This is a genomic window from Luteimonas sp. MC1750, from assembly GCF_016615955.1.
Lineage (GTDB): Bacteria > Pseudomonadota > Gammaproteobacteria > Xanthomonadales > Xanthomonadaceae > Luteimonas.
Genome location: NZ_CP067113.1, coordinates 1,303,286 through 1,326,433, shown reverse-complemented (window position 1 = coordinate 1,326,433; position 23,148 = coordinate 1,303,286). Strand labels below are relative to the sequence as shown.

At 66.1% G+C, this 23,148-nt stretch carries 21 protein-coding genes; 6 read left to right on the top strand and 15 right to left on the bottom strand.

Annotated elements, in window-relative coordinates; all coding sequences use genetic code 11:
* Positions 1–3 precede the first annotated feature (3 nt).
* Both JGR68_RS06260 and JGR68_RS06255 read left to right on the top strand, forming a co-directional pair.
* The gene (locus JGR68_RS06260; RefSeq protein WP_199361583.1) at positions 4–555 is read left to right on the top strand and encodes a DUF2058 domain-containing protein; all 552 of its coding nucleotides are present in this window, start codon (positions 4–6) and stop codon (positions 553–555) included.
* Between the two features lie 2 nt (positions 556–557).
* Positions 558–1,955: a GDSL-type esterase/lipase family protein gene (locus JGR68_RS06255; protein WP_199361584.1), complete on the top strand. Its 1,398-nt coding sequence runs from the start codon at positions 558–560 to the stop codon at positions 1,953–1,955.
* A 25-nt stretch (positions 1,956–1,980) separates the two neighbouring features.
* On the opposite strand, the gene JGR68_RS06250 is transcribed toward JGR68_RS06255, so the two are convergent.
* Together JGR68_RS06250 and JGR68_RS06245 are read right to left on the bottom strand one after the other, a co-directional pair.
* Positions 1,981–4,506, bottom strand: coding sequence for an acyltransferase family protein (locus tag JGR68_RS06250; RefSeq protein WP_199361585.1), 2,526 nt, complete (start codon positions 4,504–4,506; stop codon positions 1,981–1,983).
* 92 nt (positions 4,507–4,598) lie between these two features.
* Positions 4,599–5,300, bottom strand: coding sequence for a hypothetical protein (locus JGR68_RS06245; protein ID WP_199361586.1), 702 nt, complete (start codon positions 5,298–5,300; stop codon positions 4,599–4,601).
* 154 nt (positions 5,301–5,454) lie between these two features.
* Here JGR68_RS06245 and JGR68_RS06240 point away from each other — a divergent pair, with 154 nt between their 5' ends.
* From JGR68_RS06240 to JGR68_RS06225, 4 genes are read left to right on the top strand one after another with little or no spacing between them, the layout of a single operon-like run.
* Positions 5,455–6,645, top strand: a complete 1,191-nt coding sequence (locus tag JGR68_RS06240; RefSeq protein ID WP_199361587.1) for a hypothetical protein — start codon at positions 5,455–5,457, stop codon at positions 6,643–6,645.
* Positions 6,636–7,739 (top strand): hypothetical protein, encoded by a 1,104-nt coding sequence (locus tag JGR68_RS06235; RefSeq protein WP_199361588.1) that lies wholly within the window; start codon positions 6,636–6,638, stop codon positions 7,737–7,739. The genes JGR68_RS06240 and JGR68_RS06235 overlap by 10 nt, the downstream gene beginning before the upstream one ends.
* Before the next feature lie 45 nt (positions 7,740–7,784).
* Positions 7,785–8,453, top strand: a complete 669-nt coding sequence (locus JGR68_RS06230; RefSeq protein ID WP_199361589.1) for a hypothetical protein — start codon at positions 7,785–7,787, stop codon at positions 8,451–8,453.
* Position 8,454: 1 nt separating this feature from the next.
* Entirely contained in the window at positions 8,455–10,125 is a 1,671-nt protein-coding gene (locus JGR68_RS06225; RefSeq protein ID WP_234446610.1) for a CsgG/HfaB family protein, read from the top strand.
* A gap of 88 nt (positions 10,126–10,213) precedes the next feature.
* Here the strand turns inward: JGR68_RS06225 and JGR68_RS06220 are convergent, their stop codons facing one another.
* The 13 genes from JGR68_RS06220 to JGR68_RS06160 all read right to left on the bottom strand — a co-directional run bounded on the left by JGR68_RS06220 (position 10,214) and on the right by JGR68_RS06160 (position 23,121).
* On the bottom strand, positions 10,214–10,597 hold the full coding sequence (locus JGR68_RS06220) for a hypothetical protein (protein WP_199361590.1): 384 nt from the start codon (positions 10,595–10,597) through the stop codon (positions 10,214–10,216).
* Between the two features lie 35 nt (positions 10,598–10,632).
* Positions 10,633–11,001, bottom strand: a complete 369-nt coding sequence (locus JGR68_RS06215) for a hypothetical protein (RefSeq protein ID WP_199361591.1) — start codon at positions 10,999–11,001, stop codon at positions 10,633–10,635.
* 216 nt (positions 11,002–11,217) lie between these two features.
* On the bottom strand, positions 11,218–11,748 hold the full coding sequence (locus JGR68_RS06210; RefSeq protein WP_199361592.1) for an outer membrane beta-barrel protein: 531 nt from the start codon (positions 11,746–11,748) through the stop codon (positions 11,218–11,220).
* 148 nt (positions 11,749–11,896) lie between these two features.
* Positions 11,897–12,454 carry a hypothetical protein gene (locus JGR68_RS06205; protein ID WP_199361593.1) on the bottom strand — a complete coding sequence of 186 codons (558 nt, stop codon included), beginning with the start codon at positions 12,452–12,454 and terminating at the stop codon, positions 11,897–11,899.
* Positions 12,455–12,683: 229 nt separating this feature from the next.
* Complete coding sequence (locus JGR68_RS06200) at positions 12,684–13,037, bottom strand: excalibur calcium-binding domain-containing protein (protein WP_200672742.1); 354 nt, start codon at positions 13,035–13,037, stop codon at positions 12,684–12,686.
* A 100-nt stretch (positions 13,038–13,137) separates the two neighbouring features.
* Positions 13,138–14,061 carry an SOS response-associated peptidase family protein gene (locus JGR68_RS06195; protein WP_199361594.1) on the bottom strand — a complete coding sequence of 308 codons (924 nt, stop codon included), beginning with the start codon at positions 14,059–14,061 and terminating at the stop codon, positions 13,138–13,140.
* 175 nt (positions 14,062–14,236) lie between these two features.
* Positions 14,237–15,583, bottom strand: coding sequence for a phosphomannomutase (locus JGR68_RS06190; protein WP_199361595.1), 1,347 nt, complete (start codon positions 15,581–15,583; stop codon positions 14,237–14,239).
* 53 nt (positions 15,584–15,636) lie between these two features.
* On the bottom strand, positions 15,637–16,113 hold the full coding sequence (locus tag JGR68_RS06185; protein ID WP_199361596.1) for a VanZ family protein: 477 nt from the start codon (positions 16,111–16,113) through the stop codon (positions 15,637–15,639).
* The gene (locus tag JGR68_RS06180) at positions 16,110–17,267 is read right to left on the bottom strand and encodes a glycosyltransferase family 4 protein (protein ID WP_199361597.1); all 1,158 of its coding nucleotides are present in this window, start codon (positions 17,265–17,267) and stop codon (positions 16,110–16,112) included. The genes JGR68_RS06185 and JGR68_RS06180 overlap by 4 nt, the downstream gene beginning before the upstream one ends.
* On the bottom strand, positions 17,267–18,628 hold the full coding sequence (locus tag JGR68_RS06175) for a Fic family protein (RefSeq protein ID WP_199361598.1): 1,362 nt from the start codon (positions 18,626–18,628) through the stop codon (positions 17,267–17,269). Before JGR68_RS06175 ends, JGR68_RS06180 begins: the two co-directional genes overlap by 1 nt.
* A gap of 253 nt (positions 18,629–18,881) precedes the next feature.
* On the bottom strand, positions 18,882–21,698 hold the full coding sequence (locus JGR68_RS06170) for a hypothetical protein (protein ID WP_199361599.1): 2,817 nt from the start codon (positions 21,696–21,698) through the stop codon (positions 18,882–18,884).
* Positions 21,691–22,674: an SIR2 family protein gene (locus JGR68_RS06165; protein WP_199361600.1), complete on the bottom strand. Its 984-nt coding sequence runs from the start codon at positions 22,672–22,674 to the stop codon at positions 21,691–21,693. The genes JGR68_RS06170 and JGR68_RS06165 overlap by 8 nt, the downstream gene beginning before the upstream one ends.
* Positions 22,675–22,740: 66 nt before the next feature.
* Positions 22,741–23,121 (bottom strand): VanZ family protein, encoded by a 381-nt coding sequence (locus tag JGR68_RS06160; RefSeq protein WP_199361601.1) that lies wholly within the window; start codon positions 23,119–23,121, stop codon positions 22,741–22,743.
* Between the last annotated feature and the right edge of the window lie 27 nt (positions 23,122–23,148).

Genomic DNA, 23,148 nt, shown 5'->3' with positions numbered 1-23,148 from the left:
GCCATGGCCAAAGCCAACCCCCTCCAGGAACAACTCCTGAAAGCCGGCCTGGTCAAGAAGTCCAAGGTCTCCGAAGTCGCCCGCCAGCAGACCAAGGCCCGCCACGGCAAGGCCGAAGCCCCGGCCGCCGACATCCAGCGCGATGCCGAGCGAGCGCGGCTGGAGAAGGTCGAGCGTGACCGCGCACTCGAAGCCGAGCGCAAGGCCCTCGCCCGCCAGTCCGAGCTCAAGGCCCAGGCGCGGCAGATCATCCAGGACAAGAAGGTGCCGCGCACGGGCGACAGCGAGTACCGCTTCACCGCCGATGGCGCGATCCGCACGCTGCTGGTGGATGACGATCTGCGGAAGAAGCTGTCGTCAGGTGCGCTGGTGATTGCGCGGCTGGGGGATCGGTATGAGTTGTTGCCGCGTGCGGCGGGCGACAAGGTGCGCGAGCGCGACGCGGGCATGATCGTGCTGGACCATGGGCAGCTGGGGGATGCGACCGACGCGACGACCAGTGAGGACGATGCGTACTACGCGCAGTTCCAGGTGCCTGACGATCTGGTCTGGTAACGATGCCGCACGCACAGGACATCCGGCACGCCCCGCGCCGTTCGCGCTCCCTCCCCGGTGCATTGGGCGCGGTCGCCCTGGCGGCTATCGCCTGGTCGTTCCCCGGCACGTCGGGAACGCTCTACAAATGCGAGGGTGCCGAAGGCATCCCAAGCTATGTCAGCCAAAAGATGCCCGGCGCCAAGTGCACCGAGATTCACTACGCGAACGCGCCACGTGGCAACGCGTCCACACCGGCCGCGGCGTCCGTCGCGTCGAGCTCGACACCGTCCGGTGTGCCAGGACCGACAGCCCTGCCCCCGCTCACCACGCAGCGCGTCGGGGTCATCGACTTCGGCGATCCGAACGCCGCCTCTGCCCTGTCGCCCCTCCACGTACAGGGCCAGCGCTTCCATTACGTCCAGCTCGGCGACTCGCACACGGCAGGCGATTTCATGACCGGGCGCCTCCGGGCGCGCCTGCAGGCTCGGATCGGCGACGGCGGGGCCGGCTGGGCGTCGCCCGTGCGCGTGTCGGGACAGCGCCTCGACAGCGTCGGCTTCGAGCAAAGCGGCTGGGACCTTCAAAGCAGCAGGAGGGGCGAGCCGGCCGACTATCCGGCCGGCGGCCTGATCGCACGCCCTTCAGGACCGCGGGCGGAACTGCAACTCTCCGTCGCCACCACCGGCACGCCACACAGAGTCACGCTACTTGTCCAGCAGCAGCCGATGGACGCGCCCCTGGTCGTCACCGATGCATCCGGCAAGCGCATCATCGTCGCGAGCCCCGTGGCCGACGGCAGCTGGCAAGCCGCCGAGTTCGTCGCGCGCCTTCCGTTGCGCATGGTCGCGGAAGCGGGCCCGGGCACCTCCATCGGAGGCTGGTGGTTGAGCGGCCAGGCCCCCGGGGCGCTCGTCTCTGCCATCGGCATCAACGGCTCCCGGCTCGCGCAACGCAGCCGTTGGCGCAGCGGTTGGCTGCAGGATCTGGCACCGGCACGCCCTGACGTCATCGCGCTCGCCTATGGCACCAACGAGGCCTTCGACGACACGCTGGATCCCGAGGAGACCCGGCGCGACGTCGCATCCGCGGTCGCGCAGATCCGTGAACGCTTTCCTGCCGCTGCGGTGCTGATCATCGGCGCGCCCGAGTCACTCATCGCCACCTCGGGCACATGTGGCGTGCGTGCGCCAAGCCTGGACGCCGTGCAGCGGATCCAGCGCGAAGTCGCCGCCGCGGCCCGCACGCTGTACTGGGATGCACAGGCCGCAATGGGTGGCCGCTGTTCGATGAAGCGTTGGGCCGGCGAAGCGCTTGCCCGCAAGGACGGCGTGCACTTCACCAGCGACGGCTATGCGCGCCTGGGCGACGCGCTGTACCAGGGGCTGGTCGAACCGGGCGCTCCGGGCGACGCGGACTGACGCCGGCTTCCACCGGCCCGGGGGGTTAGCTGTCGGAGCCCGCAAGCTGCAGGGGCAGCGAATGCTGCTGCAGATAGGCCAGGTGCTTCCTGCGCGTTCCGCGGTCGTAGATGCCATCGGCCCGCAGCCCGAGGATCGTCTGCAGGTCACGCACCGCCTCGCCGCGCTGCCCGGCGCTGAAGGGCTGTGCCAGCACGCTCTCCGCGGTGTAGGTCAGGACCAGTCCTCCAGCCCCGCGGGCACGCGGTGGCGGATGTGCCACGACGCAGCGCCAGCGCTCGAAGCCCACTGCCGGATTCATGACGCCATCCGGCTGTATCCATCCCTGGGTGGCGATGCGGTTGGCGACCTCGATCTGATGGCCCGGCGCGGCCTCGGCCGCCGTCGCTGCAAATGCACTCCCACCCCACGCACGCCACATTTCCAGCGGGATATCCAAGCCACCCGCTCCTTCGCCGCCTTGCCAGTCGGAGTCCGTTTCGCAGCGCGCCAGCTTGTGCCAGTAGCTTTCCGGAGGCGCGGGGCGCGCCGCCAGCACGAGCGGCACGGTCCTTCCTGCAAGGCTCGGCGGATCCAGCGCCCGATCCGCGGCGTCGGACGGATCCGCAGCCGGGTCACTCGCCTCCAGGCCTCCCAAGCGCATGGCGTTGGCAATAAACGCTCGCTGCCCGCGCGGCGTCAGGTGAATGCCGTCGGAAATGAAGTACTCGGTCCGCGACTTCGAGAGGTCGTTCCAGCGCATCAGCACCACGTTGGGAAACTCTGGCGCGATCCGCTCCATGAGCGCGTTGTTCGGCCGCATCCAGCGCCGCGGCACCTGGGAGTTCACCAGGATGATGCGCCTGGCATCGGCCAGCGTAGACAGGATCTGCCGCAGCTGGTCCTCGTAGACATAGCCGTTCGTTCCTAGGTGAATCAGGGCAACGTCGCGCAGTGCCTCGGCTGCCTTGAGCCGTCGCAGCGTCGCAAGCACGTCCGCGGCCTGCCAGCCCATCGTCGCGTGCACGTCGGCGCCGGCCAGTGCCGACTTCAACACCTGGCTGGAACCCAGCAACACGGAATCCCCGACCGCAGTTAACGATGCGCCGCTGTACATGTCCATCGGCTGGCCCGGCGGCAAGGGCTCCATGGTGAACTCGGCGACCTCCGGCACGTCCAACACGGCATCCACCATGGCACCGGTCGCATTGCCCGCATCGCCCGCGTCCCCGCCAGCCTCCGATTCAACGAAGGCAAAGGCGGCGCGTACGTCATCGGCCACCTCCAGCGTGCGTGGCGCGTGCCAGAGCACCACGCCGGCCAGGACGAAGCAGGCCGCGGTCGCGGTGGTGATCGCTGCCAGGCTGAACTCCGCCCCAAGCCACTGGGTGCTGGCGCGGCGCCGCCGCCACAGCGACTCCAGCGCACCATTGCGGATCGGCATTTCGACGAAGCGATACGACAGCGCGGCCACTCCCAGCGTCAGGACCAGCCGCAGCGCGAGTACCCCCTGGTCGTTCCATCCCGGCAGGTCGATGCCGGGACGCGTCAGCATGAAGATCGGCCAATGCCAGAGGTAGATGCCGTAGGAACGATTGCCGAGCCAGCGCATCGGGCCGGCGTCGAGCCATCGCCCCAACGAGAGCGCAGGGTGGGATGCGACGATGATCAGCATCGCCGTACACGCGCTGGCCGCGAGGAAACCCCATGGATACAGCCATCGGCTCTCCTCGCCCATGCGCAGGAACAGGATCAGCAGGCCGGCAAGTGCAAGCACGCCGGCGACCGCAGTCGCCGCGCGTAGAGCCGTATGGCTGTCCGGTCCCACGCGGCCGGGTTGCCAGACCAACCCGAGCACCGCGCCGATCAAGAGCGGGAACCCGTGCGTGTCCGTTCCAAAGTACAGCCGCGACGGATCGCCCCCCAGCGGGTACCCGAGCCTGGCGCCCAGCATTGCCATCCACGCCGCCGAGCCCGCGGCAAGCAGCAGCGTCACCAGCGCGCATTGCCGGCGCGACATCATCCGCAGGCCGATGGGCACCGCCAGTGCCCAGAGCACGTAGAACTGCTCCTCGATCGCCAGGGACCACAGGTGCTGCAGCAGCGGCGCGCGGCCGGTGGCCTCGAAGTAGGAGGCCTGCGTGCGCACCAGTTCCCAGTTGGTCAGGAACAGGACGCTCGCCGGCGCATCGTTGCGCAGGTGCACCAGCGCATCGCGGGCGACCCAAGCTGATGCGAAGGTCGCCGCCGCGATCACCAGCCAGACCGCGGGCAACAGGCGTTTCGCGCGCCGCCAGTAGAACTGCCGCAGATCCAGCTGCCCCGTGCGTTCGAACTCCCCAGAAATCAGCCCCGTGATCAGGAATCCAGAAAGCACGAAGAACACGTCCACGCCCAGGTAGCCGCCGCGGGCCCAGGGCATGTCCAGGTGGAACAGGATGACCGCGCCGACCGCGATGGCACGCAGGCCATCCAGGCCGGCGATCCGCCTGTGGACAGCGCTGGTCGACTCCGCGACCGGTGGCGAGACGCAAGCGCGCGCCATGACTCCGTCAATTGCCGTCACATTCATTCACGCCCGGGCCCCCCGCCCGTTGTTCATCGTCGAGCGGCCACCTGATGGTGGCCCTGGAACACGCGAGGTCCTCGCTTGAGCCCGATGAATCAGGGGCTCTTGCCCTGCGCGCACCACTCTTCCCACTCGCCCATCTGATCCATCGTCACGACGCGGTCTTCCCCGACCTCTGCGCGGTACGAGGCCAGCCATGCATCAGCACAGGTTTCCGCCGATGCGACAGGCGTTGCCGTCGTCCAGTCGGACGCTTCGATGTTGATCGCGCCCACGCCAACGACCTTCGGGACGCCCGCGACCTGCGCGATCTTCACCGGCACCGAAAGCGCCATTTCCACTCCCCGCAGTACCGCGACGTCCGGACTCACCGGGCAGCCTGCAGAGACAAAGGTGTCCGGATAGTCCTGGGCATCGAGAATGGGGTCGGCGCCGTAGTCGTGGAACGTCGCGTAGACGCTGGCAAGGCCCGGGCCAGCAAGCGAGTTCGCCTTGAGCCAGTCATAGGTGTCCGGCGGGGTGGCGGAGTTCTCCTGGTCGCCCAAGTGCCGCAGGTAAAGATTCATGAAGTCCAGCGCGACCTGGGCGTTGGCCGCGCAGGTGTCTTCGGCCGATAGCGATGGCGACACGGCACTGGCCTGCGGGTCCGGCACGGCCACGACCGCAGCCTGCGCGGCAGCACCGGCCACCGCCGAGACTTCGCCGGTGACAGCGTCGGGCCGTCCATCGCCGCCGCACGCGGCGAGCAGGGCGAAGGCTGGTGCGAGTAAGGCGAGACGCGAAATCCGAAAGCGCATGAGGGTCTTCCTTGTTGTCGGGTGTCGCCGGTCCGGAGCAACTAACGTGCCAATTCAGGTTGGCACAGGTCTTGCTCGAAGCATCCGCGCCGCCAGTCTGCCAGCCCGACCGGGCCGGGCCGCTCGCGTGAGCCAACGGGGACAAGGAAAAGGAATGAGTCCGGACAGGGGAGTGGCGCGCGTTCTCGCGTGTTTCATGGGAATGCTCGTGCTCGCAGCGACGCTGCCAGCCAGCGGCAGTACGGGTAAGCAGGATGCGTATTGGGCCGGGTTCGCCTTCACTGGCGATGCCTCTACGCGCGCGGAGGCCGTGCCGCACACCAACGCTGCGCTCGGCGCGAATGGCGTCAACCAGCTCAACGCGCGACTGGTGGAGGCCCTCCAGCAACAGGCGCCGGCCCACATCGCGATCGTCAGCGGAACTGGAGTCGCGCAGCTCGATGGCAGCACCAGCGCCACTGTCCTTGCAGCAGCGATCGATCGCGAGTTGGTCTCGGTCGAGTCCATTGGCGGCCGATACAAGGTTCTGGTTGAACTGGCGATGCAGGCGCTGTTCTTCGATTTCCGCGAACGTCAGGTCATCGCCGCCTACCCGATCACTCTCCAGCACATCGACCTGATCGACCAACGGCCGACGCCGGCGCAACTGGAGGCCATCGTGTACGAGCTCATCCACGGCAGTGGCGCAGCGCATCTGCCGCAGGCACTTGCCCATGCGCTTGCCGACGTTCGCCTGCCTAACGCGGCGACGCGCCGGCTGCAGGTCGGAGCCGTGACGCTAACGGACACTGCGCGGCAGAAACTGCCCACGGCAGCGAGCGAACCTTTGCTGCGGGCGACGCTCGCGCACGAACTCAGCAAGACCATCGCCGGAAACACCGGCATCGGCGTGCTACCACCTGCGAGCGGCGAAGCCATCGGCAAGACGATGGCGGCGCGCTTCTCCGATGGTCGCGTGTTCCAGCTCTCGATTCCCGAGCCCGACTACGTCGTCGAACTCCAGGTCGACGACTGGCGTCGCGGCGTCATCAACGAAACTGCGGCGATGCGCCAGGAACTGTTCGGCGCCTTCTTCAGCATCCGCGTCACCGAGCCGCATTCGGGCACGGTGTACTTCCACCAGCCGCTGCGCAAGGGCGCCACCAAGGTGGTGCCGGCCACGCAGACCGACGTCGACGCGTGGTCGGCGTCGTACGACACGCTGCTCGCCGGCTTCGATTCATTCGCGAAGGCCGCGTCGGCCCAGCCCGGCCACCGCGACTGGCTGGGCGAGCAGAAGCCCGGTGGCCGCCCCCTCCAGCAACAGACCAAAGCACTCCAGGAGTTGATCCAGTCATGCCGCTGATCCGTACATTCGCGATGGCCGTTGCGGCCATCCTGCTATCCATCACCCTCGTCCTGCCGGCACACGCCCAAACCGTCAGTGCCCGTGGCACCGGCTCGGCCAGCTTCGGCATGCGACTGAACCCCGAAACCCGTGCACAGGCACTCGAGAAGGCGAAGACCAATGCGCTCGAGGCGTATGTCGCGGAAACGGGTCCCGCCAAACTCCGCCTGTTCGAAGCGCGTCGCACCGAATTGCTCGCCCAGGTCGATCGCTACGTGCTGTCCAGCGTGATCCTTGCCGAAAACGAGGACCGCAAGGCCAAGACATATACCGTCACCATCCGCGCTGAAATCAACGCCAACCTGCTGCAGGTCAGCCTGGACGGGGGTGCCGCGGTCCTGTCCGCCAGCCCGGCGCAGAAGTCGCCGCTCACCTTCCTGTTCATGGCACGTTCGCAGGACAGCGTACAGAGCTTCCAGGACCGCGAGTATCGCCGCGCGGACGCCACCAGCACCTATTCCGAAGGCACGCAGGAAGGCGAGTCCTTCCGCGGAAACACCATCGGCACCACGGGCAGCATCACGCGCAACGGTTCCGTATCCAGCACCACCGGCGGCAGCACGACGCGGCGCGCCGACGCCATCACCTGGAAAGTGGCCAGCGCGGCCAACGTCAATACGGCGATGAGCGGCGCCTTCAGCGCCGCCGGTTACGACGTCGTGGATGCCGAATACGTGGAAGGCGGCCTTTTCAGCATCGACCGCGTGCGCCAGGAGTTCAGTACCGGAGACGACCTCTCTGCGCAGACCCTGCGCGACGCCGCCCAAGGCGTCAACGCCGCCCGGATCCCCTACTTCGCCTACGGCACGCTTGACGTCGGGATGCCCGGGCAGGATCCGGCGACCGGCAACGTCCGGGTGTACGTGACCGTGACCGGCAAGGTCCTCGACATGACCGGCCGCTTCCCGCGGACCGTCTCGTCGGTGGGGCCGGTGCAGTTCGCGGGCCTGGGCGGGGATGCGAGCGTCGCCCGCACCAACGCGCTGACCGAGGCCGCCGAGCGCGCCGCGCAGCAAATGATCAACGAACTCAACGTCAAGGGCGTGCGCTGATCCAGCGCAGGCCGACACATCACTTCACCACAGGGGAATACCACCATGCGCAAGACCATAATCGCCACCGCCATCCTGCTCGGCACCACGCTGTCCATGCCCGCCCACGCGCAGTTCAACAAGCTGCGTGCACTTGCCGGCGGTTCGTCCGAAGCCGCTGCACCTGCAGCCGCGGCGCCTGACGCCGCCGCACAGGAAGCCTTGGTGCAGCGCTTCGTGGCGTCGCAGTCGCATTCGATGCAGGCCCAGGAGGCCTTTGCCCGTGCCTTCGGACTGGCCGAGGAAGTCCAGCTGCTGGAAGCCGAGCGCCTGGCCCTGTCCAGCGGCTCGGTGAACACCGATGCGCTGCAGAAGTCGATTTCGGTATCGGAGCGCGTGCAGTCGGCGCTGGACGCACGCCAGGCACAGCAGCCCGAGCTGGGCGAAGAAGCCCGCGGTCATTACGCCCAGGGCCTGATGGCGCTTCTGCTGTCGCTGAACGAGGCCCGCCAGCTGTCCGCCGACGCCAGCTCGTTCGCCGCCGGCATGAAGAACCTCAATGCCATGCAGCTCGCGACCCTCGGGCGCAAGCTCGGGGCCGGGATCTGGCTGGCCAAGGAATCGCCCGGCTACGTGCGCAACCTCTATGGCAATGGCAAGTCGGCGGTGACCTTCGCGCGCGCCTCGAAGATCGCCGTGCCGAAGGATGCCGACTCCTTCCTGGACATGATCTGACATGAGGCAGCTCATGACGGGCCCGTCCCACAGCCTGCTCGTCGTTTGCATGACGTTGTTCCTGGCCGCTTGCGGCCAGGACGTGCCAGCGCCCGACGCGTCTGCCCCAACCCCGGTCGCAGACGTCCAGCCCGCCGTGGAGCCGCCAATGCGCGGCGCACCCGACTTCGGTGCTGTCGAACGCCTCTCCCGCGAGGCGGAAGGTGTCGGCAGCACGCCGGAACTGGCTACGCTTGCTGCCCTGCAGTCGGTCGTGGCCCAGGTCAATGGCGTCCAGGTGGCAAGTCGACTCGACTCGCTTCGCGCCGGCCTGGACGTCTCCGTCGATGGCAGACACGCAGGGACGATCGACGCGCAGGCGTTCCAGCAGCACGTGATGAGCGCCTCGCAGGGACTCGTCCTCGGCTACGAGGTGCTTTCCCAAGATGAGATCGACAAGGTCGACGAGGAAACCGTCAGCCGAGTGCGTGCCAGCGACGAGGGCTACAGCTACGCCGCCTCGGCGTCTGCGGACGGCCGCGCCTCGGCCAGTGCCCGTGCAGGGAATGCGCGCGCCGATACCTCGATGCGCTACAGCGAGGACGCCTCACTGGACGTGAAGCGCGGCGCCAGCAGCTACGACTCCGACGTCACCCAACGCCGCATGCGCAGCTACTGGAAGGTGCGGCTGCGTGCCGACATCGCCCAGTTCCGTGCGCCCGAGGAGGGGGGCCGGCCGAAGATCGTGGTCGCCCAACCGCGCGTCATGGCGTCCAGTTACGCGGTCGGCGACAGCCGTGTCGCATCTGAGGAGGTGGCCCGCGCCATCCGCGGCCGTCTATCGGACACGTTGGCCCAGACCAAGCGCTTCATCGTCCTGGACCGCGAATTCGGTGACGAGATGCAGGCCGAGATAGACCACATCAACAGTGGCGACGTGCGCCAGATCGATACTGCCCGCCTCGGACAGCAGCTGGCGACGGACCTGATCCTCATCCCGACCATCGAGCGCTTCGAATACCCCCGCGCCACCCGGCAACTGCGCATGTCCGACCGCCAGGTTACGTCGTACTCCGGCGGCGGACGAATCACGCTACGCCTGCTCAACGCCGCGACCGGCGAAGTCGTGATGTCGGACAGCTTCGACCACGCCCTGGCGTCCACCGGACCGAGCACCCTGCCCCGCGTCGTGGACGGCAAGGGCATGGCGGCCACGATGATGGACGCGCTGTCAGGCCGGATCGGCACGGCAGTGGTGACCGGTATCTTCCCGGTCTCCGTGGTCGCGCTGGACGGAGACCAGGTGGTGCTGAGCCAGGGCGGCGACATGCTGCAGACCGGCCAGCGCTACGAGGCCGTGGCGCTGGGCGACGAGCTGCGCGACCCGCAGACCGGCCGCTCGCTGGGCCGCATGGAGCGCAGCTGCTGCGTGATCCGCATTGACCGTGTGTCGAGTCAGACCTCGTACGGCACGATCGAAGGCGAAGTGCCGGCCATGGGCCGCTTCAAGCCCGGCGCGATCGAGCTGCGGCAGGCCATCGCGGGGGTGCCGGCCTCGGCCGCCGCGAACGCGGACCGGGCATCGGGCAGCGGTGGCGGTGCCAAGGAGGCCGGCGCTTCGACTCCTGCACGACTGCGTGCAGCGGCGGCGGCGCCTGCTGCACCCGCGCCGGCGGAGGACCCGGACTGGTGAGGCGTCTGCATCCATAAAGGAACTGCAAACGCGGCTGTAGCGGCTCCTACAGAAAGCAAGAGGCCGGGCGAGAGCCCGGCCTCTAGCGTCAGTAGTCGGGCTCGCGCAACCCGAAAATTTCCGTGACTGAGGTGTCGTCGCCATCACCGGAGATGTTCAACAGGGACTCGATGACCCAGGCCCGTGGCTTGGCGGCGACTTGCCGAACGTTCACCGGCTTGTTCGCGTTTTCGTACTGGCCCAATCCGGTGGCATCGATCACGACGAGGCTGTCGCTGTCGTAGTTGATGGGCACCGAGCAGTCGAGGTCGCGCGGCATCCAGTGACCGTGGAGCGAATCCGGGTAGGTCGCAACGGCATCGGCGGCAGTGGCGCCGACGTTGGCGCATGCAGCCAGGAGACATGTGGCGGCAAGCACATGGTGCAGGCGGCAAACCCCGGAAGTCCGGGCCGTTCCATTCGTCATGTCCATCCCTCGTCCTTGAGTGGAAAAAGCCTGTTGGCGCCTCAACCGCCCGCAGCCTTCCTCGTGCGCTCGATGAAGGCCTCTACGGGCGGACTCGACTCGTCAGCCGCTTGTGCCTCTTCCATCCGGCTGCTCAGGTCGGCCTGGATCTGCTGGAACTCGGAGCGCGCGAATCGCATCAGCAGGTCGCGGATCATCGGCTGATAGGCGATGCCGTGATGGCCCGCAATCGCTTTCAACGCGTCGATCAGCGGGATGGGCAACCGGATCGAGACGAGCTTCATGGCCAGATCGGCGTCGAGCTGCAGCGACTCGTCCTCACGTGCCACCGCAACATGCGCATCGCTGCGCCCGTACTCGCCGATTTCCCACTTGGCGGTGACATCTGCATCACGGGCATGGTTGGTCATGGTCTGAATCCGAATGGCCATGCAGTGTCCTTTGCATTGGCGAACGGGGATCGTATATACAGTTGAGTGTATATACAAGCGCACTTGATGAGGGTTTTCAGTCCGTCGACGATGCCCGCAAGGTGTGGGCTGGGCGATCGCGGCTGTAGCCGCTCCTACAGAAGCAGACAGGCCGGGAAATCCCGGCCTGTCGATCACGCACCTGATCCGCAAGGATCAGAAATCAAACCGCACCTGCACCTGCGCCAGGTCCACGTCCACGTCGTCCATCTCGAAGCGGCTGTACTCGCCGCGCAGCGCGAAGGTATCGGTGAAGCGGTACTGCAGGCCCAGGCCGTAGGTCGGGTCGGTGCCGTCGTCGGAGGCGCGGCCGATGCCGGCGGCGCGGGCGTCGGCGTCCCAGCTGTGCACGCCGGCCTTGGCGTAGCCGCTGAACCTGTCGGTGAAGGGCAGCGTGCCGACGGCGACCAGGGAGACGGTGTCGGCGTCCAGCGAGGCGACGTTGCCGTACTCGATCTTGCCGAAGTCGGTGTAGCCCAGCTCGAAGCCCCAGTTCGGGTGCAGCTGGTAGCCGCCGTAGACCTGGAAGCCTGTCTCCTTCTCGTCCAGCAGGCCTTCGTCGACGATCGACTGGCCGACGCCCGCACCGGCGTAGAAGCCGACGGGCTCGGCGGCCTGGGCGCCGAAGGACAGCGCGCCAAGCGCGGCGGCGAGGACGGTACCGGCAAGGAGGTTGGTGGTGTTCATGGGTGGAGCTCCTGTGTTGTGAGTCACACCCAGAACATGGAGGCTTCACGCGCGGAACGAAGTCATGAAATCGTCACGAATCGTTCCATCAGCCGACTCCCACGCGGCGCGCCCCCCTGCACCAACAGCCTTTTTGGATCATCCCGCGTCAGCCTGCGTCCCGCGGCCCCGTCGTCCGCAGGCCGCCCAGCATCGCCCGGAAGCTAGGCACGATGCCCTCCAGCGCTTCGCGATGCGGCAGGTGCAGCGTCACCCGGTAGCGGCCGCCGTCGATGCGTGCGACCAGCATCACCAGGCTCACGCCGTCGCCCCTTGCGCGCAGCGCCAGCTCCACATCGGTGCCCGGCTGCGCCGCGACATACGCGTGGCCGCCCGCGTCTTCCGCGGTGCCGACGCTGGACAGCGCCAGCTGCATGTCCCCACGCAGGGTTGCCAGGTCCGTCGCCTCGTCGATCCGCTCGATGCGCATGAAGAAGCCATCGTCCACGCGTGCGTAGACGAGGTCGCAGCAGGGCTCCTCCGGCGTCATCTCCAGCTGCGGCAGCACGTAGATGGCGTATCCCTGCGGGCTCTGGAACAGCCGCGCCTCGCGCGCCTCGCGCTGGCCTTCCACGCTGACCTCAAGCGTGCGCGTTGGCGGAAGGGCGTCGATCGGGGTGAACGCGATTCCATCACCGTCGTCGGGCGTGGGCTGCCGAGCGGGCACCGTGGCGACGGACTCGCGCGGCGGCTCACTCGCGGGCGTGTCAGCGGGTTTCCGTGCGTCCGCGCCAGATCCCGGCGGCTCCGTGGCCTCCTGCGCACCGCAGGCCGCCAAAACCAGCAACGCCGCAACCGCGGCCATCGATTTCAAAGGATTCATCGCACCCTCGCATCGATGCAAAGGGCAGACCGTAGCGGCGCGTGCATGTCCACCGCGTGGATGCGCCTGCGGGCTAGCGTCCCCGGTAGGGTTCGCAGCCGACGCCGTCGTTGTCGCGGTCCAGGTGCGGGCCATAGCCCGGGTCGCCGCGCCTGACCGGTGCCGCGCCGGCGGCCCTCGCTTCGCTGCAGTTGGCGAACGCACCGCCGACGCCAGCCGCGCGCCCTGCCCGCCCGGGCGATCCATCCTGGAACTGCAAGCCCTGTCGCGGCACCGCAGACGCCGGCGCGGGCCCGCCGCCGCGATGACAGTGGTAGTCGCCCGTGCTGCGGTTGGTATGGCAGCCGTGCTTGTCGAGGCCGCCGCTGTGCGCGGCCGCCGGCCCGGCGCCCAGCAGGGCGAACGCCGCCAGCAGGCCAGCGTGCATGGTTGTTCTCATTGCGCTTCCCCTCGCCGTCGCGGCTCCCGCGGAGCCACGGCTACGGTGGCGAGCAGGTTCCATGCCACGGCGCCCTTCGCGACGAGACCTAAGCCGCCTCGCGGTGCTCGTAGTACGGCCGATCCCGGTCATCCAGCACCGCGTACATCGCGGCGAGGTTGCCGGCATCCGGCGTCAGCCATGCCTCCAGGTGCTCCGCCTTGATCGGCACGATGCAGCGGTCGTGCCCGGCCGCGGCCACTTCGGCGGGCGGCGCGTCGGTGATGGCGGCGAAGGAGTACAACTCCGAGCCGTCGGCCTCCAGGGTCCGCGTCCACAGGCAGGCCGCGATCATGTCGCGGCCGTCGCTGGGCCGGAACTCGAGCACCTGGTCCTGGCCGCCGCGGCCGACGTGCTCGTAGAAGGCGCTGGCCACCATCACCCCGTGGCCGTGGCCGAAGACCTTGCCCCAGGCGTGCTCCAGCTTGTCGCGGCGGGCGTTGTAGGTGCCGGGGTAGCGGCGCTCGATGGCCTCGGTCCAGTCGGGCAGCCGGCACTGGTAGCGCATGAGGCGCGCCACGTAACGCCCGCGCTCGCGGATGACGACCGGGCACCAGTAGCCCGGATAGATGCGCCCGAGCCCCGCATCGGCGGGCGGCGTGCGGAGTTCATCCAGGCGGCGCATCGCGGCCTCGACCTTGCCGGTGCCGATGCGGATGTCTTCGCGCGCCTTCTTCGTCTCGCGCGCCTGCAGCGAGCGCTCGGCGTCGGCGACGCGCTTGCGCTGGGCGAAGACCAGTTGGGTCAGCTGGTCGATCTCGGCCTGGTCGGCGGCGGCGATGGCGGCCCCGATGCTGGCGGGTGCCAAGGCCACGGCTTCGCGCTCCACGGCGCGGGGCATCCTGGGGCGCTTGCCAGCATCCTTGCCCTTGCGAGTCCAGAATTCCTCGACGTACCAGTCGGGGTCGATCCTCACACCGAGGGTGCGTTCGAGCTTGCGGATTTCGGCGTAGACGAGGGCGGAGTAGCACATCGGGCGAGCTCCTGACTGAGTGGTTTTACCTCGGATCCACGATGTTGCCCGGATGCACCTCAACGCAGGCAGAGCGCGAATCTTCCGGCCTTGAACCCATGCTGCACACCCTGGCAAGCGACGCGGACGCCTGGCAGGACCCGCCGTGCCGCCTCGAGGGCGGCAGCAAACCCCCTCACCCCATCAACAACCCACTGATCTCCTCCACCTTCTCCCGCAGCAATCCCGCATCCCCCCGCGTCTCGATGTTCAACCGGATCAGCGGCTCCGTATTCGAGCTGCGCAGATTGAAGCGCCAATCCCCGAAATCCGCCGACAACCCGTCCGTGTAATCCAGCTCCGGCCGTAGCGCACTGAAATGAGCCACCACCGCCGCGATCGACGCCTGCGCATCCGCCACCGTGAAGTTGATCTCGCCGCTGCACGGAAACTTCGCCATCCGGTCTTCCACCAGTTCCGCCAGCGACAGCCCGCTCGTCGACACCAGGGCCGCGATCAGCAGCCACGGGATCATCCCGGAGTCGGCGTAGGCGAACTCGCGGAAATAATGGTGCGCGCTCATCTCGCCGCCGTAGAGCGCGTCTTCGGCGCGCATCTTCTCCTTGATGAAGGCGTGGCCGCTCTTGCACAGCACGGGCGTGCCGCCGGCCTCGCGCACCATCTCCACCGTGTTCCACAGCAGCCGCGGGTCGTGCACCACCTTGCCGCCCGGGCTGCGCGACAGCAGCGCCTTGGCCAGCAGGCCGACCAGGTAATAGCCCTCGATGAAGCGGCCGGTGTGGTCGAAGAAGAAGCAGCGGTCGAAGTCGCCGTCCCAGGCGATGCCGAAGTCGGCGCCATGCGCTTTCACCGCGTCGGCGGTGGCGGCACGCGCGTCGGGCAGCAGCGGGTTGGGGATGCCGTTCGGAAAGTTGCCATCCGGCTCGTGCTGCACGCGCACGAACTCGAACGGCAGGTGCGGCGCCAGCAGGTCGATGACCGTGCCGGCGCCGCCGTTGCCCGGGCTGCTGACGATCTTCAGCGGCTTGAGCGCAACGCCGGCCACGTAGGTCAGCAGGTGCGCGATGTACGCCGACTTGTCGGTCATCGCGCGGCTGCCGCCGGCGCCCTGCCCCGGGGTGAAGTCATCGGACAGCGCGCGGTCGCGGATGGTGAACAGGCCGGTGTCGGCGCTGATCGGCCGCGCGTTCTCACGCACCAGCTTCAGGCCGTTGTAGTCCATGGGATTGTGGCTGGCGGTCACCATCACGCCACCGGCCGCACCCAGGTGATCGGTCTGGAAATAGACCTCCTCGGTGCCACAGAGGCCGATGTCGATAACTTCGCGGCCGGCTTCGCGTAGACCCTGCGCCAAGGACGTCTGCAGCGAAGGGCTGCTCAAGCGGATGTCGTGCCCTATAACGACCGCACCAGGGCCGAGCAACTCCGAGGTGGCGGCGCCGATGCGCATGGCCAAAGCTTCATCGAGCTCGTCGGGAACTCGGCCGCGGATGTCGTAGGCCTTGAATGCTTTCGATGACACGGGTGTGCTCCAGCGGTGCGGGGACCCGAATCATACCGGTGGATGCTGTCGAATCAGCGACCGCTTCGACGGCCCCAGGCTGCCACCAGCGAGCAGCCGATCCACGCGAGCAGAACCCCTGCCAATCCGCCGAGAACATTCAACGCCGCATCCTCAAGCTTTGGCTGCCGCTCATCCGTGAGCCATTGCGACAGCTCCGCGGTCACGCCCAACGCCGCTACCAACACCACGCCACGCCAGTTGCGCACGTCCAGGCGTGCCAGCCAGATCAGGAGGCCCAGCCAGGCGAAGGCGAGAAGGTGCATCCACTCCGGGGGATCCAACGGCGTCGAGCGTGTCAGGCCGTACAGGCGATGCACTCGGCCCATGCCGAACCAGTCGCCCAGCATCGCGGTGGGAAGGAACAACATCGCCGACACTGCCAACGCGGACGCGACCAGCAACACCGCAACCACCGGATGACTTCCACGGGCCAGCAGCATCGCCACGCCCAATGCCAAGACCGTCAACAGGACGTCGGCGCCGTTCATGGCGCAGGCAACAATTCGCGATACACGGCCATGGTGCGGTCGATGACGATCTCCTCGTCAAATTCCGCCAGCGCCTTGGCGCGCGCCGCCTTGCCAAGCCATGCCGCGAGCTCGGGATCATCGTGCAGCCGCGCAATGGCCGCTGCGAGTGCCGCGGCGTCGCGCGCAGGCACCAACAGGCCGTCGACGCCGTCACTCACCACTTCGCGGCAGCCCGGCACGTCGGTGGTCACCAGCGGCAGCGCGCAGGCGGCGGCTTCGATCAATCCCTTCGGCAGGCCTTCGCGGTAGCTGGGCAGCACCACCACATCGGTGGATGCAAACAACCCCGCCATGTCGTCCACATGGCCGAGCCACTGCACCACGCCCTCGTCGACCCATCCGCGCACGGTGGATTCCGGTACCGCCGCGGGATTCCCAGGGTCCGGGTCGCCGGCCAGCAGGAACTCGATCGCCCTGCCCTCGGCGCGCAGCCGGCGCGCGGCGTCCACATACTCCGCCAGGCCCTTGTCCCACAGCAAGCGCGCTGCGAGAAGCACCCGCAACGGGCGCGCGGGATCGCGCTGGCCGTCGCGTGCGACAAAGCGCGAACAATCCACACCCGATCCTGGAATCAGGCGCACATGCTCGCGGTCTACCAATCCAGCCGCTTCAAACAAGGCCACATCGTCCGGGTTCTGCAGCACCAGCCGCGCATTGCCGCCATCCAGCGCGGTACGCAGCAGCCTGCGCACCAACGGGCGCAGCACGCGGGCCTTGGTGTCGTTGCTGGTGAACACGTAGCCCATGCCAGCCACCGCGTTGACCCGCGCCGGCACGCCGGCCAGGCGCGCGGCAAGCGATCCATACACGGCGCACTTGATGGTGAAGCCGTGCACCAAGGCCGGACGCTCCCTCCGGAACAGCGACACCAGCCATGCCAGCAACTTCGCCTCGCGCAGGGGGTTGAGGCTGCGGCGGTCCATCGGCACCGGCTCCCATCGCAGGCCGAGGGCGCGCAGCTTCTCGCCGTATGGGCCTGGGGGGGAGATCAGCAGCAGGTCGTAGCCGTGCGCCTGCAGCGCCAGGGCCAGCGAACGGCGGAAGTTGTAGAGGTACCAGTCGGTGTTGGCGAACAGGACGACCTTGCGCCCGGTCACATCCCGGTAGGACATCAGCCTTCGTCTCCTTGCTGCAGCTCCAGCCAATGGGCGAACTCCGATGGCCGCAACCTGTACCGGGCGATATTGCCTTCATGCAGCTGGTGTAGTTCGTTGATCACCAGGGCCACCACATCGTCCAGCGCTCCGGCCTCCACCCGGCCTTGCAGACTGCGGCGGATGGCGCCGGTATCGCTGCGCTGCATGCCGCCCTGCACCAGTTCCATGATCACCGACCGCAGCAGTTCGCGGTGCGCCAGTCGCAGGGGATCCGGGTCCGGAAGCACGTCGCGCAACACCGTGTAGCGCTGGCACGAGCGCTCATAGGCCCATGCAAAGACATCGCGCAGCAGCTCCATCCGCCCGAGCTCGTAGACGCCCAGCAGCCCCAAGATGTACTCCTCCCGCGGCACGTCCACGAACGACAGCGGCGCCAGGTTGGCCCTGATCAACGGAATATTCGCCGCCAGCCGAGAGACACGCTTGTTGACGTCTTCGAAGGGCTGCAGGTAAGGCAGATGCACCATCGCGAAAAACGCCTGCTCGAATGGATCCCGGATCGCTTCCGCCTTTGCCAGCAGCATGTCGAACAGTTCCTCCACGCGCTGCGGGATCGACAGCGGGTGAAACACCGAGCCGCTGATGCCCACATCCATCCTGCGCAGGCGCCCGCCGGCCGCGGGTTCGGGCAGCAGGTTCTCGGCAAGCAGGGCGTGCAGGTTCTGCACGGTGTAGCGGTCAAACGCGATTTCCCCGGCCTGCTCCACCAGCATCTCGATGGCCGCCTTGTGGTTGAGGATCATCTGCGCTTCCAGGCGATCCTTGCCCTCGGCCACCCTGCCAAACTCGATCAGGTTCTGCGTGTCCAGGCGTGAATACGTATTGCCTTCCAGATGGCTGGATGCCCATGACAGGTCCACCAGCAGCCGGTTCAGGATCTGGCGCACGTAGGTCCCGGCAGGGCCATCAGCCACCGGCGCGCGACCCAGCGCATGCAGCCGGCCGCGCAACGCCGGCGACAGCCACGCAGTGCGATTGGGCTCGTAGCTGACAAGCAGATCCGCGTCGTAACCGACCGGCCGGCGCCGTGCCAATGGCTGCCACACCTGTTCGCGAATCCTCCGGCCCTCGGGCGACAGCGGAATGAACGGCTCATCCGTCCCGGTTCGCGGCGCCACCTCGTCCACCAGGCGGTAGATACGGGCGCGTCCCTCACCGACAGGCAGCAGTTGGCCGTCCGCCACCAGCCGGGCCAGATGGCGCTGCAGCGTTCGCCTCGGCACTTTCGGGTAGAGCCGCTGCAGGGCGGCGAGCCCCAATCCGTCGGGATGCCGCGCCAGTACATGCGGAAGGGTGTCTGCGGGCTGGAGAGGCATCACGACCCTAAATCGCGCCACAATGGCGCCATACTACGCCTCGATTTGGCGCGATTCCAGCATTTTGGCGCGATTGTGGCGCGCATGGCGCCACCCGTCCACAAGATCGAGAAGGGCCTCCCCGATGGTGGCCGTCCTGCCCGCTGGATCGCCATCGTGTCGCGGCACAGAAAGAGTAATCGGCACTTTCCCCTCTAATTCGGAAATGCTAATCATCGAACGATCAACAGCGGATCCGCGCTACCAACACCTTTCACCGCGCGAGTTCCTCATACAAGGCAAGCAGACCCGGCAAGACTCCATTTTCGGACATTTGATCGATCACACGAACCACCTCGACTCGCAGTCCGTCTGCAGCGATCAAACGCAAGGTTCGCTCGATTCTGCCTTCATGGTCGTAGTGAAGCGGCCGGCCTTTGGCGAGCGCCTGCATGAGCTTGAGCGCAGTCTTTGGCTCAGTCTCCGCAACTTGAGCAGCAGACTCCATGAATTCGTACAGGCCATGATGCTCTGTGACGAAAGGCGTCGCAGTAAGCAGCCAGCCGAGGTCTTCAGCATTTGGCGGCAGCCTGAACGCGAGATACTGAGCCACCTCGGCAAGCAATGACTTGCGCTCCGCAGGTGCGTCGTTGGCGAACGCTGCGCATCTTGCGCCAAACGCCAGCGCTCTCACTCGTTGATCTTCGGAAAGCCTCTGATCAGTCCATCGGCCAACAGCACGCGCCATCTCACGAACATCATCGAAATGCGCTTCGTCAAACAAGCGGCCAATCAAGCCTCCATCAATGGGTTCCTGCCCCCAAATGTAGGCGAGAGCAACTCGTTCGATCATCCTGTCTCGCGCCGCCCCGTCGATTTCATTCGACAGCAGGACCCGAGCGGGAACATCCGCGGCCATAAGCGTCGTGTAGATGGCGGCAGAGGAACTTGCGTACCCAAGGCCGATGACAGCGGCCCGGAACCTGCTGCCACCCTCCGGGAACATCGATGAAATGTTTCGCGTCACCCAATCAGCGTCAACGTAAAGCAACTGCTGGATGCGACTAGCCATCAGAGCGTAGACCTCAAGATGTCCCGTGCCGACATGCTGGAGCTCGGCCTCAAGCAAGGGACGGAACTCTTCCCATCGTTCGGCATGACCATCCTGGCACCTGTCTGCATCGCGGCACACGCGAAGCAGTACCGCGAAGAGTGCCTCAAGCGCCTTCCCTCGCGGGCTGTTGATCGCCGCCGTCAGCGCGTCATCAGCGTCATTGAGCCCCTCTGTCTGCTCAAGCGCCGACCGGACAACGTCGACGCACTGCGCTTCACGCGTTTCGTCAAATCGCAGATCGTCCTTGCTGCACAGCCAGGTAACGAACTCTACTACGATGGGAGGGATCCAATCCCGATCAGGCTCAAAGTCATCGTTCTCGTCGACAACCTCACTCCAGAAGGCGGGATCCGACAGCAGAGTGCCATAAGCCGCAAGCAAGGTATCCGCGAGAGCATCCGCGTCAATGTGCCGCTCGGATCCTTCGGCACGCTTGACCGCCTCTCCAAGCCCCGCCAACAACGCGTACTGCAACCGCCGAGACATTGGCTGTGCCCAGTCCAGGTACCGGAGAAAGTCACCTGGCGACCTGGTGGCCGCGTTGGCGACTGAGTCCAATAATGCCTTTCTGGGTGACGCCAGCGGGTGGAACGGTGGCTCGTACTCGTCGACAAGCTGAACCAGTCGTCCTTCCGAGGCTGCCGCGATGATCTCGGCATCCTCAACCGGGCTCGGGCCGGCACCAATCGACATCTGGTGATAGGAGAGGAAGTCAGGGTAGTCCCGAATCTCATGGTCCATCCCATCCGACACACGCGCGAAGGCAACATCAGCCTCGTTATTGCCTCTACCTTGGATGGCATGGAGCCAGTTCCGCTGACGATAGCGCGCCTGCTCCAGATCCGCGCCCTGCTCGCCCACAGTCAAGGCTGCAATGGCGTCAAGTACCTTCCGTCGCTCAGGATCGTCCATGTCTGCGAAGTGCTGTTTCAGCAGCAAATAGAGCTCGTGCAGGTGGCCGGGGCGGAATGTGTCCTGATTCATCTGGCCAAAGAAGACACCGGAAAGGAGCGCCCAGTTCAACCTGCATGTATGAATACCGATCCGGCGAACGATCTGATGGGGAGATGCGAGGGCTCGTGCCACATAGCCTGACGCCGCGCCTGGCTCCGCTGCCAGCCATGCCTGCAGTGAGTCGCGGGCCGCGACGACGAGTGCATTTCGAACATGGTCCCAGTCGTGGTTCTGCTCATGCTCCTCGACCGCAGGCCTCCTCATCCAGCTCCGCTCCGCCTTGTCGCCGACACCGAACGCTTCTTCTGTTCGAGTCATCAAACAAGATACGCCGGGCTCTTTGACGATACGGCCGATTTCGGAGGCGTGATGCTTGAGGAGTTGCTCAAGCCAGTAGGGGTCTGCGACCGACTTCGCTTTGCCACTCAGGTCGCTCCCTTCAACATCTGGTCTTAGTGAAGTGACGATCTCCAACAATCTGACAAGCTTGGTCCTGGACTGTTCCGCAGGCTGGCGAAGATGTGAGGTGAAGAGCCCGTCATCGAGTTCCTTCACGACCATTCCATTGTTCCAGTCGCCCCCAAGCCAGTCGGCAACAAACTCGATATCAGCAAGCGTGACGCACTGCGGCGGGACCAGTCCAAAGATCTCGGCCGAGGCAGCACTTGTGTAGTAGTTGTCGATGCGATCGCCATTCCCATCTCGATAGGCGGAAATTGCACGGACGATGCCGACAAGCTGAGTACCCAACGACACATCGCTTCTCGCCGAGGCGACCTTCCCCACGCGGGTGAGATAGTCCATCGCCGGCCAGGAAGGGAGAAACAAGCCACCGCCCGCCGCATCTGCTGGCCGTGGTGACGGGTTCTTCTCGGGAGAGAACATGCCTGCGTGAACAAGCTCGTCCAGAAAGTCCTCTGGCCGCTCATAGGTCGCAAGCAGGTTGAATCCTTGCGCAGCATTCTGGTCATTCACCGCCATCAGCGCGACCAATCCCTTCTGGTTCTTGGTCAGCTCAGCCATGGAGGAGCCTCTGCATGTCGGCGCGCATGGCCAATGCCGGTTCTTGGGCCGTAGGTACTTCGGAAGCAATCTGATCCACCACTTCCGTGAGTTGTGCCCAATCGGCGTCATCCAATGAGAACGGGATCAAAGCGATTCCCCAATCGCTGTAATACTTGCTCAGCGCCTTGCAGAGCTCGGCTTCGACAGAGTAGAAGCCCTGAAGGATGAAGTGCTTCATCTCCTTCGGCTGATCGCCTCGAGTCCGGGACTTGAGTATCACGTACTCGAGAATCTCCAACTCCTCCAGCCCGTAGCCGATGAACAGAACATTGCGCAATTCGAAGAGAAGCGTAAGGAAGCTGAGAACCGGATTCTCGCCTCGACCGCCCACCCGATCACGGTCGGACGCGTACAGCCGGATGTAATCGCTCGTGGTCAAGACCATGTTTCTGGTGTCTGTCACTGACCCGTGCAAATGCACCACACAGTTCGACTGACGAAACCTGGCGAAGTCCATATGCTCCGGCAGGTAGAGTCGCTCACGGGGTGGGATCGATATTCCGCCGTTCGCCGCCCCGGCGCTTGGCCCTCCCATTTGCGGCAGCGTAACGTCGAGCCATTCGTCGTAATTCGTCGTGACGAACTGACGAGCGATCGAACTCAGCCCAGTGTAGATCCGACGACCCTCCGGGTTCTCACTCCAACCCGGTGGTTGCAGGATCGACTTGTACGGTATCGAGATACCACTTTCACGGGCGGTGATCTCCGCCAGCGAGAGCTTGAGGCGAGGAGTCTGATTCGCCAACTGCTTCCGCTGGAGCGGGCTCATCACTTTCCCCTCGACCAGAGCGTCTATGGCCCTGTCTGCAAGGTCGGCCCAGGATGCCACGCCGGCCCGCCTCGACACCCCGGCTCCGACGAACGGAACCAGATTGCCAAGCGCAGCGACTTCGAGAAGACTTTCTGGAATATCGGGAACGGGCTTGATGCGCACGCGCTGTATCCACCTGAAGGCCCTGAAGCTTTGGCCCCATGCTTTCTCCGCAAGATTCTCTGGATTTTACAGTGCCGACCGCCTCCAACCCACCACGACCACAAGCGCCCACGCGACCCCCATCCCCGCCAACCCAGCGGCCAGGTCAAGCAGGACTTCGTCGATGCTGGCAGTCCGCCCCGGGATCCAGATCTGCACGAACTCGGTCAGCACTGCTAGCACCGCAAGCACCAGAAACAACGCACGCAGACGAACTGTCGGGAACGCCAGAATCAGCAAGACCCCCAGACCTCCAAATAGCGCCACATGCACCATATCCACGGCTGGCCACAGCTTTTCGGTCTGATCGATCTTCAAACCAAGCCAGGGCCATGCGCTGCGCAGGCGACCTATCTGCGAACTGGAAAGCAGTATCGCACCTGCAAGAATCGGGGAGGCTGCGGCCAACGCAAGCCTAGCCAACCACGACACCCA

Coding starts and splice junctions, on each gene's coding strand:
- JGR68_RS06260 (WP_199361583.1), top strand. CDS start 4: ATGGCCAAAGCCAACCCCCTCCAGGAACAACTCCTGAAAGCCGGCCTG.
- JGR68_RS06255 (WP_199361584.1), top strand. CDS start 558: ATGCCGCACGCACAGGACATCCGGCACGCCCCGCGCCGTTCGCGCTCC.
- JGR68_RS06250 (WP_199361585.1), bottom strand. CDS start 4,506: ATGAATGTGACGGCAATTGACGGAGTCATGGCGCGCGCTTGCGTCTCG.
- JGR68_RS06245 (WP_199361586.1), bottom strand. CDS start 5,300: ATGCGCTTTCGGATTTCGCGTCTCGCCTTACTCGCACCAGCCTTCGCC.
- JGR68_RS06240 (WP_199361587.1), top strand. CDS start 5,455: ATGAGTCCGGACAGGGGAGTGGCGCGCGTTCTCGCGTGTTTCATGGGA.
- JGR68_RS06235 (WP_199361588.1), top strand. CDS start 6,636: ATGCCGCTGATCCGTACATTCGCGATGGCCGTTGCGGCCATCCTGCTA.
- JGR68_RS06230 (WP_199361589.1), top strand. CDS start 7,785: ATGCGCAAGACCATAATCGCCACCGCCATCCTGCTCGGCACCACGCTG.
- JGR68_RS06225 (WP_234446610.1), top strand. CDS start 8,455: ATGAGGCAGCTCATGACGGGCCCGTCCCACAGCCTGCTCGTCGTTTGC.
- JGR68_RS06220 (WP_199361590.1), bottom strand. CDS start 10,597: ATGGACATGACGAATGGAACGGCCCGGACTTCCGGGGTTTGCCGCCTG.
- JGR68_RS06215 (WP_199361591.1), bottom strand. CDS start 11,001: ATGACCAACCATGCCCGTGATGCAGATGTCACCGCCAAGTGGGAAATC.
- JGR68_RS06210 (WP_199361592.1), bottom strand. CDS start 11,748: ATGAACACCACCAACCTCCTTGCCGGTACCGTCCTCGCCGCCGCGCTT.
- JGR68_RS06200 (WP_200672742.1), bottom strand. CDS start 13,037: ATGCACGCTGGCCTGCTGGCGGCGTTCGCCCTGCTGGGCGCCGGGCCG.
- JGR68_RS06195 (WP_199361594.1), bottom strand. CDS start 14,061: ATGTGCTACTCCGCCCTCGTCTACGCCGAAATCCGCAAGCTCGAACGC.
- JGR68_RS06185 (WP_199361596.1), bottom strand. CDS start 16,113: ATGAACGGCGCCGACGTCCTGTTGACGGTCTTGGCATTGGGCGTGGCG.
- JGR68_RS06180 (WP_199361597.1), bottom strand. CDS start 17,267: ATGTCCTACCGGGATGTGACCGGGCGCAAGGTCGTCCTGTTCGCCAAC.
- JGR68_RS06175 (WP_199361598.1), bottom strand. CDS start 18,628: ATGCCTCTCCAGCCCGCAGACACCCTTCCGCATGTACTGGCGCGGCAT.
- JGR68_RS06170 (WP_199361599.1), bottom strand. CDS start 21,698: ATGGCTGAGCTGACCAAGAACCAGAAGGGATTGGTCGCGCTGATGGCG.